Origin of the sequence: Paracoccus sp. MKU1 (genome assembly GCF_001447385.1) — a bacterium.
Classification (GTDB): Bacteria; Pseudomonadota; Alphaproteobacteria; order Rhodobacterales; family Rhodobacteraceae; genus Paracoccus.
Window position 1 is genome coordinate 51,080 of the sequence record NZ_LLWQ01000099.1, and the last position, 12,622, is coordinate 63,701.

Sequence of the window (12,622 nt, forward strand, 5' to 3'; positions counted from 1 at the left end):
CCCTTGCCCAGCCCCTGCCCCCAATGCCGCGCCGCATGTGCCCGGTGCGGTTTTTCTTGCCCCGCGGGCTTGACCCGCCGCCGGGCTTTAGCCCATCTATAGCCGCAGATTTTCCGGGGTTCATCCCCCAAAGCAAGGCCCCCGCCATGATCCTGCTCATCGACAATTACGACAGCTTCACCTGGAACCTTGTCCATTACATGGGCGAGGCCGGGGCCGAGGTCGTCGTCCGCCGCAACGACGCGCTGAGCGTGGACGAGGCGCTGGCCATGGGTGCGCAGGGCATGGTGATCTCGCCCGGCCCCTGCGATCCGTCCCATGCCGGCATCATCGTGCCGCTGATCAAGGCGGCGGCGGAAAAGGGCGTGCCGCTCTTTGGCGTCTGCCTGGGCCATCAGGCCATCGGCGAGGCCTTCGGCGGCAAGGTGGTGCGTGCCAGCCGCATCGTGCACGGCAAGACCGACGCGATCAGCCACGACGGCACCGGGGTCTTCGCCGGCCTGCCCTCGCCGCTGACCGCGACGCGCTATCATTCGCTGACCGTGGAACCCGAAAGCCTGCCCGACGGCCTGCGCGTCACCGCCACCGCCGCCGACGGCACCATCATGGGGCTGGTGCACCGGACCCTGCCGATCGAGGGCGTGCAGTTCCACCCCGAAAGCATCGCCTCGGAATACGGCCACGACATGATCCGCAACTTCCTGCGCCGCTGCCAGAACCTGGGCGCCGCCGCATGAGCGTTCCGACCGACATCCGCCCGCTGATCGGCCTGGCCGCCAGCCGCCCGCTGACCGGAACCGAGGCCGAAGCGGCGTTTTCCGCCCTGTTCGAGGGCGCCGCCACCCCCGCCCAGATCGGCGGCATCCTGATGGCCATGCGCGTGCGCGGCGAGACGGTCGAGGAGATGGCCGCGGCCACCCGCGCCATGCGCGCCCGCATGAACCGCATCAAGGCGCCCGAGGGCGCCATGGACATCGTCGGCACCGGCGGCGACGGCAAGGGCACGCTGAACATCTCGACCGCCACGGCCTTCGTGGTGGCGGGCGCCGGCGTGCCGGTCGCCAAGCACGGCAACCGCAACCTGTCCTCCAAGTCGGGTTCGGCCGATGCGCTGACCCATCTGGGCCTGAACGTCATGTCCACGCCCGAGATCGCCGAGCGGGCGCTGGCCGCGACCGGCATCTGCTTCATGATGGCGCCGGTGCATCATCCCGCCATGCGCCATGTCGGCCCGGCGCGGGCGGAACTGGGCACGCGGACGATCTTCAACCTGCTGGGACCGATGACCAATCCCGGCCTGGTCAAGCGGCAGCTGACCGGCACGTTCGATAAGGTCTGGAACCGGCCGATGGCCGAGACGCTGCGCGAACTGGGCAGCGAGGCCGCCTGGCTGGTGCATGGCGGCGACGGCACCGACGAGATCTCGATCGCCGCGCCGACCTGGGTGGCGCAGCTGAAGGGTGGCGAGATCACCGAGTTCCAGATCTCGCCCGAGGATGCCGGCCTGCCGGTGCATCCGTTCGAGGCGATCCTGGGCGGCGATCCGGCGCAGAACGCCGCGGCGCTGCGGGCGCTTCTGGACGGTGCGCCGGGCGCCTATCGCGACGCAGTGGTGTTGAACGCCGCCGCGGCGCTGCTGATCGCCGGCCAGGCTGCCGACCTGCGCGAAGGCGCCGAGATTGCCCGCGTTTCCATCGACAGCGGCAAGGCCAAGGCCAAGCTGGCCGCGCTGGCGGCCGAGGTCGGCGCGCCGGAAACCCATGGCTGAGGGCATCCCCGTCCCCCGCGCCTGGGCCGATCTGCCGTTCTTTCACCAGGACTGGCCGGCCATCGCCGCCCGGCTGCGGGAGCGTGACTGGCTGCCCGGCCCCGGCCGGGTCTTCGCCGCGCTGGAACTGACCCCGCCGGAAAAGGTCCGGGTGGTGATCCTGGGCCAGGACCCCTACCCCACGCCGGGCCATGCCAACGGGCTGGCCTTTTCGGTCACGCCGGAAACCGCGCTGCCGCGCTCGCTGAAAAACATCTATGCCGAGCTGCGCGAGGATATCGGCGCCGCACCCCCGAACGGCGACCTGAGCCATTGGGCGCGGCAGGGGGTGCTGCTGCTCAACACCTCGCTTTCCGTGCTGCCCGGACAGGCCGGCGCCCATGCGAAATGGGGCTGGGAGAATCTGGCGCGACAGGCCGTCGCCTGCGCCCAGGCCGAGCGGCCGCTGGCCTTCATCCTCTGGGGCAGCCACGCGCAGAAGGCGCTGGCAGGGCTGCCGCGTCCGCAGGACCTGGTGATCGAAAGCGCGCATCCCTCGCCCCTGTCAGCACGGCGCGGCTTCTTCGGCTCGCGCCCCTTCGGGCGGGTGAACGACTGGCTGAAGGCACGGGGCGAGCCGGCGATCGACTGGGCCCTTTCCGAAACCGCCGCCGCGGGGTAAACCGACATCATGGATATTCTCGACCGCATCAAGGCCTACAAGCTTCAGGAAATCGCCGCCGCCAAGGCCGCCCGGCCGCTGGCCGAGGTCGAGGCCGCGGCCCGCGCCGCCTCCACCCCGCGCGGCTTCGCCCGGGCACTGACCGAAAAGGCCGCGACCGGCCATGCGCTGATCGCCGAGATCAAGAAGGCCAGCCCCTCCAAGGGATTGATCCGCCCGGATTTCGACCCGCCGGCTCTGGCCCGCGCCTATCAGGCGGGCGGTGCCGCCTGCCTCTCGGTGCTGACCGACGGGCCCAGTTTTCAGGGCACCCCGGAATTCCTGACCGCCGCGCGCGAGGCCTGCGACCTGCCGGCGCTGCGCAAGGATTTCCTCTATGATACGTATCAGGTGGCCGAGGCCCGCGCCTGGGGCGCCGATTGCATCCTGATCATCATGGCCTCGGTCGATGACACGCTGGCCGCCGAGCTTGAGGACGCTGCCCTGCATTGGGGCATGGACGCGCTGGTAGAGGTCCACGACCGCGAGGAACTGGACCGCGCGCTCAAGCTGAAATCGCCGCTGATCGGGGTGAACAACCGCAATCTCAAGACCTTCGAGGTCAGCCTGGACGTGACGCTGGACTTGGCGCCGCATGTGCCCGCCGACCGCGATCTGGTCTGCGAGAGCGGTCTTTTCACCCCCGCCGACCTGAACCGCATGGCCGAGGCCGGGGTTCGGCGCTTCCTCATCGGCGAAAGCCTGATGCGCCAGCAGGACGTGACCGGCGCCACCCGCAGCATCCTTGGCCTCGCGGCATGAGCCTGACGCATTTCGACGCCCAGGGCCAGGCGCATATGGTGGACGTCTCGGACAAGCCCGAGACCGCGCGCGAGGCGGTTGCCGAAGGCGTGGTGATCATGGCGCCCGAGACGCTGGCGCTGGCGGAGGGTGGCGCGGCCAAGGGCGACGTGATGGGCGTGGCGCGGCTGGCCGGCATCATGGGGGCCAAGCGCACCTCGGAGCTGATCCCGCTCTGCCATCCGCTGCCGATCACCAAGGTCTCGGTCGATCTGGCCGCCGATCCGGCCCTGCCCGGCATCCGCGTCACCGCGACCGTGCGCACGGCCGGCAAGACCGGCGTCGAGATGGAAGCTTTGACCGCCGTCTCGACCGCCTGCCTGACCGTCTATGACATGCTCAAGGCCGCGCAGAAGGATATGCGCATCGAAGGCATCCGCCTGCTCTCCAAGAGCGGCGGCAAATCGGGCGACTTCCGCGCGCCCTGAGGGGGAAGAATGATCAGCGTCGAAGAAGCCCGCGCCCGCGTCCTGGCCCTTGCCAACCCGCCGGAGCACGAGGAGATCCCGCTGCACGAGGCGCTCGGCCGCGCCCTGACCGCCCCCGCCGTGGCCAGGTTGACGCAGCCGCCCTTCGACGCCTCGGCCATGGACGGCTATGCGCTGCGCTCGGCCGACCTGCCCGGCCCGTTGGCGGTGATCGGCACCGCCGCCGCCGGGGTGCCGTATCAGGGCGAAACGCCCCCGGGCAGCGCCATCCGCATCTTCACCGGCGCCCCGGTTCCCGCCGGCTACGACCGCGTGGTCATGCAGGAGATCGTCACGCGCGAGGGCGACCGGATTACCGTCTCCGACATCGGAACCAACCTGAACATCCGCAGAAAAGGCAATGATTTTACAGAAGGTTCCGCCTTTCAGCCGTCGCGCCCGCTGCGCCCGGCCGATCTGGCGCTGCTTGCGGCGATGAACGTGCCGCGGCTGACGGTCGCGCGCCGGCCGCGCGTCGCGGTGCTGGCCGGCGGCGACGAACTGGTCCGCCCGGGCGCCGACCCGGCGCCGGGCCAGATCATCAGCTCGAACGACATCGCCATCGCCGCGCTGGCGCGCGAGGCCGGGGCGGAGCCGGTGGTCCTGCCGCTGGCCCGCGACACCGAGGAAAGCCTGCGCGACCGCTTTGCCGAGGCCGAGGGCTGCGACCTGATCGTGACCATCGGCGGTGCCTCGGTCGGCGATCACGACCTGATCGCCAAGGTCTCGGCCGATCTCGGAATGGAGCGCAGCTTCTACAAGCTGGCGATGCGGCCAGGCAAGCCGCTGATGGCCGGGCGCATCGGCGATGCGGCCATGCTGGGCCTGCCGGGAAATCCGGTCTCGGCCGTGGTTTGCGCGAAACTCTTCATGCAGCCGCTGATCCGCGCCATGCAGGGTCTGCCGCCGGGGCCCGAGCCCTTGCAGGCCATGCTGACCCGCGACCTGCCGCCCGAGGGCGACCGTCAGCACTACCTGCGCGCGCGGCTGTCGCCCGGCGACGGCCTGCCGGGGATCGAGCCCTTCCCCGACCAGGATTCCGCCCGGCTGTGGGTCTTGGCCGAGGCCGACGCGCTGCTGATCCGCCCCGCCGGCGACCCGGCCCGCAAGGCGGGCGAGCGGATGAGCTACCTGTCGCTCTAGCCGATTAACCGGAAATTTACCCGAATCGTCATAAAGATTGACGCATGGAATTGGCCGCGCTAGAACATTCAATGAACATGATGGCGGCCGCAGCAGATCGGGGGCAGAGCATGCTGACCAAGAAACAGATCCAGCTTCTTGAATTCATTCAGGCGCGGATGGCTCGCGACGGGGTGCCGCCCTCGTTCGACGAAATGAAACTCGCGCTGGACTTGCGCTCGAAATCCGGAATTCATCGCCTCGTGACCGCCCTTGAAGAACGCGGGTTCATCCGCCGCCTGCCGCATCGCGCCCGCGCGCTGGAAATCGTCCGTCTGCCCGACAGCCTCAGCAAGGGCACCGGCTTCCAGCCGCGGGTGATCGAAGGGGCGGCATCCGACCGCACCGTGCCTCTGCCGCGCGGCGCCATGGAGATCTCCGTCTCGGCCATCGAGCTGCCGGTGATGGGCCGCATCGCCGCCGGCGTCCCGATCGAGGCGATCTCCGAGGTCTCGCATCACATCGCCGTGCCGGGCTCGATGCTCTCCGGCCAGGATCGTCATTACGCGCTGGAGGTGCGCGGCGATTCGATGATCGAGGCCGGGATCAACGACGGCGATGTGGTGGTGATCCGCGAACAGGACGCCGCCGAAAACGGCGACATCGTCGTCGCCTTGGTCGAGGGCTATGAGGCGACGCTGAAACGCTATCGCCGCAAGGGCGGCATGATCGCCCTGGAGGCCGCCAACCCCGCCTATGAGACCCGCGTCCTGCCCGAGGACAAGGTCCGTATCCAAGGCCGCCTCGTGGGGCTGATCCGCAGCTACTAGCCCCGCGCCAGCCGTTCACTTGCACGGCACAGGCAGCCTTGCGGCGTTGCGGGTTTCGGCCCGCTGCGGTAACCATGGCGCAAACGCGACAGGTCAAGGACAATCCATGCGCGCTCTGACGTTCCGCATCTTCGCTCTGCTCATGGTTCTCGCGATGCCGGCACGGGCCTTTGACACCAACGCCCGCGCGGCCTGGGTCTATGATGTGGCCACCGGCACCGTGCTGATGGAAAAGAACGCCGACGAGCCGCTGCCGCCGGCCTCGATGTCCAAGCTGATGACGCTGAACATGCTGTTCGAGGCGCTGCACGATGGCCGCGTGGCGATGGACACGACCTTCCCCGTCTCGACCAGGGCGTGGCAGATGGGCGGCTCGAAGATGTTCGTCGAACCCGCGGATCGCCCCACCGTCGAGGATCTGATCCATGGCATCATCATCAACTCTGGCAATGATGCCTGCGTCGTCGTGGCCGAAGGGCTGGCGGGGACCGAGGAAGCCTTTGCAAGACTCATGAACGAGCGCGCCCGGCAGCTCGGCATGACGGACTCGCATTTCGTCAACTCCTCGGGCTGGCCGGATCCGCAGCACAAGATGTCGATGCACGATCTCGGCTTGCTCGCCACCCGGCTCATCACCGAGTTCCCCGAACTCTACAAGAATTTCGCGCTGACCGAATACAACTACAAGGGACGGGTGCCCTCGAATGCCAACAACCGCAACCCGTTGCTGCGGCTCGGAACGGGCGATTGGAAGGCCGATGGTCTGAAGACCGGCCACACGCAGGAGGCAGGCTACGGGCTTGTCGGTTCGGCCGTGCAGGGCGACCGGCGCATCGTCTTCGTCATTACCGGCCTAGCCAGCGAAAAAGCCCGGGCCGAAGAAGCCGAGCAGCTCGTGAACTGGGCCTATCGCCAGTTCACCATGCGCACCATCATCCCCAAGGACGAGATCATCATCGAGGCTCCGGTCTGGCTGGGCGACAAGAGCCGCGTCGGCCTGACCACCAAGGATGGCGTCAAAGTCCTGATCCCCGCAGGCTCGCATTCCGGCGTCAAGGCCGAGGCGGTCTTCAATGGCCCGATCGAGGCCCCCATCGCCAAGGGCGACCAGCTCGGCGAGCTGATCGTGGACATTCCCGGCGCCGGCCAATCGCGCCTGCCGCTCTTTGCCGCCAGCGACGTCGCCCGCACCGGCGTCTTCGGCCGCATGCAAAGCGCGGCTTTCCGGCTGGGCGAGCGTGCGATCCAGTCGGTGCGGAACTGAAGCCGCCGCCGCCCATGTTCATCAGCTTCGAGGGCATCGACGGATCGGGAAAATCCACCCAGGCACGCCGGCTGGTGCAGACGCTGAATGCACGCGGCACCGAGGCGCTGCTGACCCGCGAACCCGGCGGCAGCGAGGGCGCCGAAGAGATCCGCCGCCTGCTGGTCGAGGGCCGGGGCGAACGCTGGTCCCCCGAAACCGAACTGCTGCTCTTTACCGCCGCCCGCCGCGATCATGTCGAACGGCTGATCCGGCCGACGCTGGCACGCGGCGCCTGGATCGTCACCGACCGTTTCGCTGATTCCAGCCGGGTCTATCAGGGCCTGGCCCGCGCCGATTTGCGCCATCTGGTCGAGGAACTGCATCGCCTGACAATCGGCATCGAGCCCGACCGGACCTTTATCATCGACATCGGCCCCGAGGTTGCGCTGTCCCGCGGCCAGGCTCGCGGCGGGAACGAGGACCGGTTCGAGACGCTGGGCCTCGGCTTCCAGCAGAAGCTGCGTGAGGGTTTCCTGGCCCTTGCCTCCGAAGCACCCGGGCGGATCCGGGTCATCGACGGCAGCGGCGGCGAGGATGAGGTTGCGGCCCGCGTCCTCGCGGCGCTGACATGAGCGCCGCCGGCATGAGCGATGAGCCGCTTCCCGAACCCGACCGCGTGCCCGGCGCCCCGCATCCGCGCGAGGCGGCGCGCATCATCGGCCAGGACGGCGCAGTCGCGGATTTCCTGGCCGCGGCCCAGGCGCATCGGCTGCACCATGCCTGGCTGATCTCGGGCCCGCGCGGCACCGGCAAGGCCACCCTGGCCTGGGGCATCGCGAAATGGCTGCTGAGCGGCGGCGCCACACCCGACCTGACCACCCCAGGCGAGGACCCGACGGTCCGCCGCATGCGTGCGCTTTCCGAACCGCGGCTGCATCTGGTCCGCCGCCCCGTCGACGAAAAGACCCTGCGCCTGCGCGCCGAGATCACCGTGGACGAGATCCGCCGCCTTCAGGGTTTCTTCCATATGAGCGCGGCCGAGGGCGGGCGCCGCGTCGCCATCATCGACGCTGCCGACGAGATGAACCAGGCCGCCGCCAATGCGCTGCTGAAACTGCTGGAGGAGCCGCCGCAAGATGCGACGCTGCTCCTGGTCGCACATCAGCCGGCGCGGCTCCTTCCGACCATCCGCTCGCGCTGCCGCGAATTGCGGCTGCATCCGCTCTGCCCCGAGGATATGGGGCGGGTGTTGCAGGATCTGGGACTCGACCACGATGCGGCACGGCTCTCGGCGCTCTCGGGCGGCTCCATCGGCGAGGCGTTGCGGCTGGCCGGGCAAGACGGGTTGGCGCTCTATCAGCACATCATCGGGCTGTTCGCCGATTATCCGCGCATGGACCGCCGCGCCGCCGCCGCCCTGGCCGAGCGGGCAGCCGGGCGCGCGGGGGCCGAAGGCGATCCCTTCGACCTGATCGTCACCCTGCTCGACCGTTTCCTGACCCGGGCCGCGCGCACCGGCCTGCTGGGCGCCCCCATACCCGAGGCCGCCGAGGGCGAGGCCGAGGTGCTGAGCCGCGTCGCCCCCGACCCCGCGGCAGCGCGGCTCTGGGCCGGCGCGCAGGCCGAGCTGTCGGCGCGGGCCCGCGCCGGGCGGGCGGTCAACCTTGACCCTTCCGCGCTGGTGTTGGATATGCTGATCGGGCTTGCGAACCAGCCCGCCGTCTGACGGAACCTGCCGATGACCGAACCCGACCTTCCCATCCTGGTGGACAGCCATTGCCACCTGGACTTTCCCGATTTCGACGGCGAACGGGCCGAGTTGATCGCGCGCGCCCATGCGGCCGGCGTCACCCGCATGGTCACGATCTGCACCCGGCTGAAGAACGAGCCTGCCGTGCGCGCCATCGCCGAGGCGCATCCGGGCGTCTACTACGCCGCCGGCACCCATCCGATGCATGCCGCCGAAGAGCCGCTGGCCACGGTCGAGGAGCTGGAGGCCCTGTCGCGCCACCCGCGCTTCGTCGGCATCGGCGAGACCGGCCTCGACTATCACTATACCGCCGACAGCGCCGCCGTGCAGGCCGAAAGCCTGCGCATCCATATCGAGGCCGCGCGTCGCACCGGCCTGCCGCTGATCGTCCATTCGCGCGACGCGGACGAGGACATGGCCCGCATCCTGACCGAGGAACATCGCGCCGGCGCGTTCACCGGCGTCATGCATTGCTATACCAGCGGGCGGGAACTGGCGCGGGTGGCACTGGACCTGGGCTTCTACCTATCGATGTCCGGCATCGCCGCCTTCCCGCGCTCGACCGAGATCCGCGAGATCTTTGCCGCCGCGCCGGCCGACCGCATCCTGGTCGAGACCGACGCACCCTATCTCGCCCCGCCGCCGCATCGCGGCAAGCGCAATGAGCCGGCCTATGTCGCCCATACCGCCCGGGTCGGCGCCGAGTTGCTGAGCATGACCGAGCATGAATTCGCCAGCCTCACCACGCTGAATTTCGAGCGGCTGTTCCGCAAGGCCGCGGTATGATCCGAGCGACGATCCTGGGTTGCGGCTCGTCGGGCGGCGTGCCGCGGCTGGGCAATCGCTGGGGCGAATGCGACCCGGCGAACCCGCGCAACCGCCGCCGCCGCTGTTCGCTGCTGGTCGAGCGCCTCGGGCATGACGGCACGACGCGGCTGCTGATCGACACCGGGCCCGACCTGGTGCCGCAACTGCTGGATGCGGATGTCGCCGAGCTCGACGCGGTCGCCTATACCCACGCCCATGCCGACCATATCCACGGCATCGACGACCTCCGGCAGATCGTCTTCAACATGCGCCGCCGGATGCCGGTCTGGGCCGACCTGCCGACGGCGGCAGCGCTGAAGACTCGCTTCGGCTATATCTTCGAGACACCGCCCGGTTCCTCCTATCCGCCGATCTGCGACATGCAGCCGATCCGAGGCCCGTTCGCCATCGAGGGCGCCGGCGGCAGCATCGAGCTGGCGCCTTTCGAGGTCAATCACGGCGACATGAACGCGCTCGGCTTCCGCATCGGCGGGGTCGAGCAGAGCCTGGTCTATCTGCCCGACGTGCTGGCGATTCCCGAGGAGGCCTGGAGCATGATCGAGGGCTGCGACGTGTTCATCTGCGACGCGCTGCGCCGCATCCCGCATCCCAGCCATGCGCATCTGGCACTGGCGCTGGAGTGGATCGCGCGCTCCGGCTGCGGGCAGGGCGTGATCACCAACATGCATATCGACCTGGATTACGACGCCGTCATGCGCGAGACGCCCGGAAACGTCGTGCCCGCCCATGACGGCATGCGAATCGAACTGATATGACCGCGCTTTTCGACGTCATCCTGCCGGTCTTCCTGGTGGTTGGCTTCGGTTACCTGGTCTGCTGGCGCCGATGGCTGACCGAGGTCGCGGTCGATGGCGTCATGCGCTTTGCCCAGAACTTCGCCCTGCCGGTGCTGCTGTTCGGCGCCATCGCCCGGCTGGACCTGGGGGCGAATTACAATCCGCTGCTGCTGCTGGCCTTCTACAGCGGCGCGCTTCTGTCCTTTGCGCTCGGAACCTTTCTGTCGCTTTATTGGCTCAGGCGCCCGGCCGAGGACGCCATTGCCATCGGCTTCGTCTGCCTGTTCTCGAACTCTCTGCTCTTGGGCGTGCCGATCACCGAGCGCGCCTATGGGCCCGAGGCGGTGCTGGGCAATTTCACCATCATCTCGGTGCATTCGCCGCTGCTTTACACCTTCGGCATCACCGCGATGGAATTCGTCCGCGCCCGCGGCCAGAACCTTTCCCTGGGCGGGGTGGCCTTGCGGGCGCTGTCGGGGGTGCTGCATACGCCGCTGGTCATCGGCATCCTGTGCGGCTTTGCCATGAACCTGCTGAGCCAGGCCGGGCTGGTCATGCCCGAGGGCTTCTGGGCGGCGATCCGGATGATGTCCAGCGCCGCCCTGCCCGCAGCCCTGTTCGGGCTGGGCGGCGTGCTTTACCGCTACCGTCCCGAGGGCGAGGCGCGGGCCATCGCGCTGTGCTGCTGCGCCTCGCTGCTGCTGCACCCGGCGGTAACCTTCGGGCTGGGCCAGCTTTTCGCGCTGAGTGTGGCCGAGATGCGCTCGGCCGTGGTGACGGCCGCCATGCCGCCGGGGGTCAACGCCTATCTTTTCGCCCTGCTTTACGGGGTCGCCAAGCGGGTCGCGGCCTCGGCGGTTCTGGTGGCCACGGCGCTTTCCATGCTGACGGTCTGGTTCTGGCTCAGCGCCCTGCCCTGACCTGAAAACGCCGCCCCAGGGGGGCACCGCCCCCTCACCCTGGGGTAAGCCCCCTGAGTCTTTCGGAGCGCCTGCGCAGCAGCTCGACGGTGGTGAGCAGCGCGATGGAAAAGATCACCAGCAGCGTCGCCACGGCGAGGATGGCGGGCGAGATCTGCTCGCGGATGCCGTTCCACATCTGCCGCGGGATGGTCTGCTGGTCCGGCCCGGCGATGAACAGCACCGCCACCACCTCGTCGAAGGAGGTGACGAAGGCGAACAGCGCCCCCGAGATCACGCCGGGCAGGATCAAGGGCATGGTGATGCGGAAAAAGGTCGTGCGCGGGTTCGCCCCCAGGCTCGCCGCCGCCCGGTTCAGCGACTGGTCGAAGCCGATCAGCGTCGCCGTCACCGTGATGATCACGAAGGGAATGCCCAGCGTGGCATGCGCCAGGATCACCCCCGGATAGGTGCCGGCCAGCCGGCCGCATTCCGGGCTCAGACCGATCCAGGTCAAGGGCTCGCAGGGGTTCGAGTAGAAGAAGAACATCCCCGTCGCGGTGATGATGATCGGCACGATCATCGGCGAGATCAGCACCGCCATGATCGCCCGGCGCCAGGGCATCTCGGGCCGCGACAGACCCAGCGCCGCCAGCGTGCCCAGCACCGTGGCGATCAGCGTCGAGAACACGCCGATGATGATCGACGACTTCGCCGCATTCACCCATTTCGCGTTCTGCCAGACATCCGCCCACCAGCCCAGGTCGCGCGGCGCGTCCGGCCGCGCCATGCCGAAGGTCAGCAGGCTGTCATACCAGCGCAGCGAATAGCCCTCGGGGTCGAAGGACAGCATCCGGTCGGTGAAGGTGAAATAGGGTTCGGCGTTGAAGCTCAGCGGGATCACCACCACGATCGGCGCGATCAGGAAGAAGAAGATCGCCCCGCAGATCGCCAGATAGGCATAGTGCCAGACCTTCTCCAGCGGCGATGCGTAAGTCGGAAGCGCCATGGCGATTACCCCAGTTTCAGATTGTCGATGCCGACCAGCCGGTCATAGACCCAGTAAAGGATCAGCACCCCGCCCAGCAGCAGCGCCGCCAGCGCCGCGGCCATGGACCAGTTCAGCGTCTGCGTCATGTGCATGGCGATCATGTTCGAGATCAGCTGCCCCGACGAGCCGCCGACCAGCGCGGGCGTGATGTAGTAGCCCACCGCCAGGATGAAGACCAGCAGCGCCCCCGCCCCCAGCCCCGGCAGGGTCTGCGGGAAATAGATCCGGCGGAAGGCGGTCCAGCTGGTGGCGCCCAGGCTGCGCGCGGCGCGCACATAGCTGGGATTGATGGTGCGCATCACCGAATAGAGCGGCAGGATCATGAAGGGCAGCAGGATATGGGTCATGGCGATGATCGTGCCGGTCTGGTTGAAGATCATCTGC

General features: G+C 68.6%; 15 protein-coding genes. 13 read left to right on the forward strand and 2 right to left on the reverse strand.

All coding sequences use genetic code 11. The features are described from left to right. Positions 1–146: 146 nt before the first annotated feature. The 13 genes from AQY21_RS06605 (at position 147) to AQY21_RS06665 (ending at position 11,208) form a co-directional block, all read left to right on the forward strand. Positions 147–737, forward strand: a complete 591-nt coding sequence (locus AQY21_RS06605; protein WP_058096963.1) for an aminodeoxychorismate/anthranilate synthase component II — start codon at positions 147–149, stop codon at positions 735–737. After that, complete coding sequence (gene trpD / locus AQY21_RS06610) at positions 734–1,768, forward strand: anthranilate phosphoribosyltransferase (protein WP_058096964.1); 1,035 nt, start codon at positions 734–736, stop codon at positions 1,766–1,768. The genes AQY21_RS06605 and trpD overlap by 4 nt, the downstream gene beginning before the upstream one ends. After that, positions 1,761–2,429, forward strand: coding sequence for a uracil-DNA glycosylase (locus AQY21_RS06615; RefSeq protein ID WP_058096965.1), 669 nt, complete (start codon positions 1,761–1,763; stop codon positions 2,427–2,429). Before trpD ends, AQY21_RS06615 begins: the two co-directional genes overlap by 8 nt. A gap of 6 nt (positions 2,430–2,435) precedes the next feature. Next, positions 2,436–3,230, forward strand: a complete 795-nt coding sequence (gene trpC / locus AQY21_RS06620; RefSeq protein ID WP_203416425.1) for an indole-3-glycerol phosphate synthase TrpC — start codon at positions 2,436–2,438, stop codon at positions 3,228–3,230. Further along, on the forward strand, positions 3,227–3,697 hold the full coding sequence (gene moaC, locus AQY21_RS06625; RefSeq protein ID WP_058096967.1) for a cyclic pyranopterin monophosphate synthase MoaC: 471 nt from the start codon (positions 3,227–3,229) through the stop codon (positions 3,695–3,697). The genes trpC and moaC overlap by 4 nt, the downstream gene beginning before the upstream one ends. Before the next feature lie 9 nt (positions 3,698–3,706). Beyond that, a complete protein-coding gene (gene glp, locus AQY21_RS06630; RefSeq protein ID WP_058096968.1) occupies positions 3,707–4,879 on the forward strand; it encodes a gephyrin-like molybdotransferase Glp in 1,173 nt (390 codons plus the stop codon). A gap of 110 nt (positions 4,880–4,989) precedes the next feature. Then, complete coding sequence (gene lexA / locus AQY21_RS06635; protein WP_058096977.1) at positions 4,990–5,688, forward strand: transcriptional repressor LexA; 699 nt, start codon at positions 4,990–4,992, stop codon at positions 5,686–5,688. Positions 5,689–5,794: 106 nt separating this feature from the next. After that, positions 5,795–6,952: a D-alanyl-D-alanine carboxypeptidase family protein gene (locus AQY21_RS06640; protein WP_058096969.1), complete on the forward strand. Its 1,158-nt coding sequence runs from the start codon at positions 5,795–5,797 to the stop codon at positions 6,950–6,952. Between the two features lie 14 nt (positions 6,953–6,966). Continuing rightward, on the forward strand, positions 6,967–7,566 hold the full coding sequence (gene tmk, locus AQY21_RS06645; protein ID WP_058096970.1) for a dTMP kinase: 600 nt from the start codon (positions 6,967–6,969) through the stop codon (positions 7,564–7,566). Positions 7,567–7,577: 11 nt separating this feature from the next. Beyond that, positions 7,578–8,660, forward strand: a complete 1,083-nt coding sequence (locus AQY21_RS06650; RefSeq protein ID WP_058096978.1) for a DNA polymerase III subunit delta' — start codon at positions 7,578–7,580, stop codon at positions 8,658–8,660. Between the two features lie 12 nt (positions 8,661–8,672). After that, on the forward strand, positions 8,673–9,470 hold the full coding sequence (locus AQY21_RS06655; RefSeq protein ID WP_058096971.1) for a TatD family hydrolase: 798 nt from the start codon (positions 8,673–8,675) through the stop codon (positions 9,468–9,470). Further along, a complete protein-coding gene (locus tag AQY21_RS06660; protein ID WP_058096972.1) occupies positions 9,467–10,267 on the forward strand; it encodes an MBL fold metallo-hydrolase in 801 nt (266 codons plus the stop codon). Before AQY21_RS06655 ends, AQY21_RS06660 begins: the two co-directional genes overlap by 4 nt. After that, a complete protein-coding gene (locus tag AQY21_RS06665) occupies positions 10,264–11,208 on the forward strand; it encodes an AEC family transporter (protein ID WP_058096973.1) in 945 nt (314 codons plus the stop codon). Before AQY21_RS06660 ends, AQY21_RS06665 begins: the two co-directional genes overlap by 4 nt. Positions 11,209–11,242: 34 nt before the next feature. Here the strand turns inward: AQY21_RS06665 and AQY21_RS06670 are convergent, their stop codons facing one another. Together AQY21_RS06670 and AQY21_RS06675 are read right to left on the reverse strand one after the other, a co-directional pair. Next, complete coding sequence (locus tag AQY21_RS06670) at positions 11,243–12,196, reverse strand: ABC transporter permease (protein WP_058096974.1); 954 nt, start codon at positions 12,194–12,196, stop codon at positions 11,243–11,245. Between the two features lie 5 nt (positions 12,197–12,201). Continuing rightward, positions 12,202–12,622: ABC transporter permease (locus tag AQY21_RS06675; RefSeq protein WP_152988136.1), on the reverse strand; the 421-nt coding region annotated here is incomplete at its 5' end.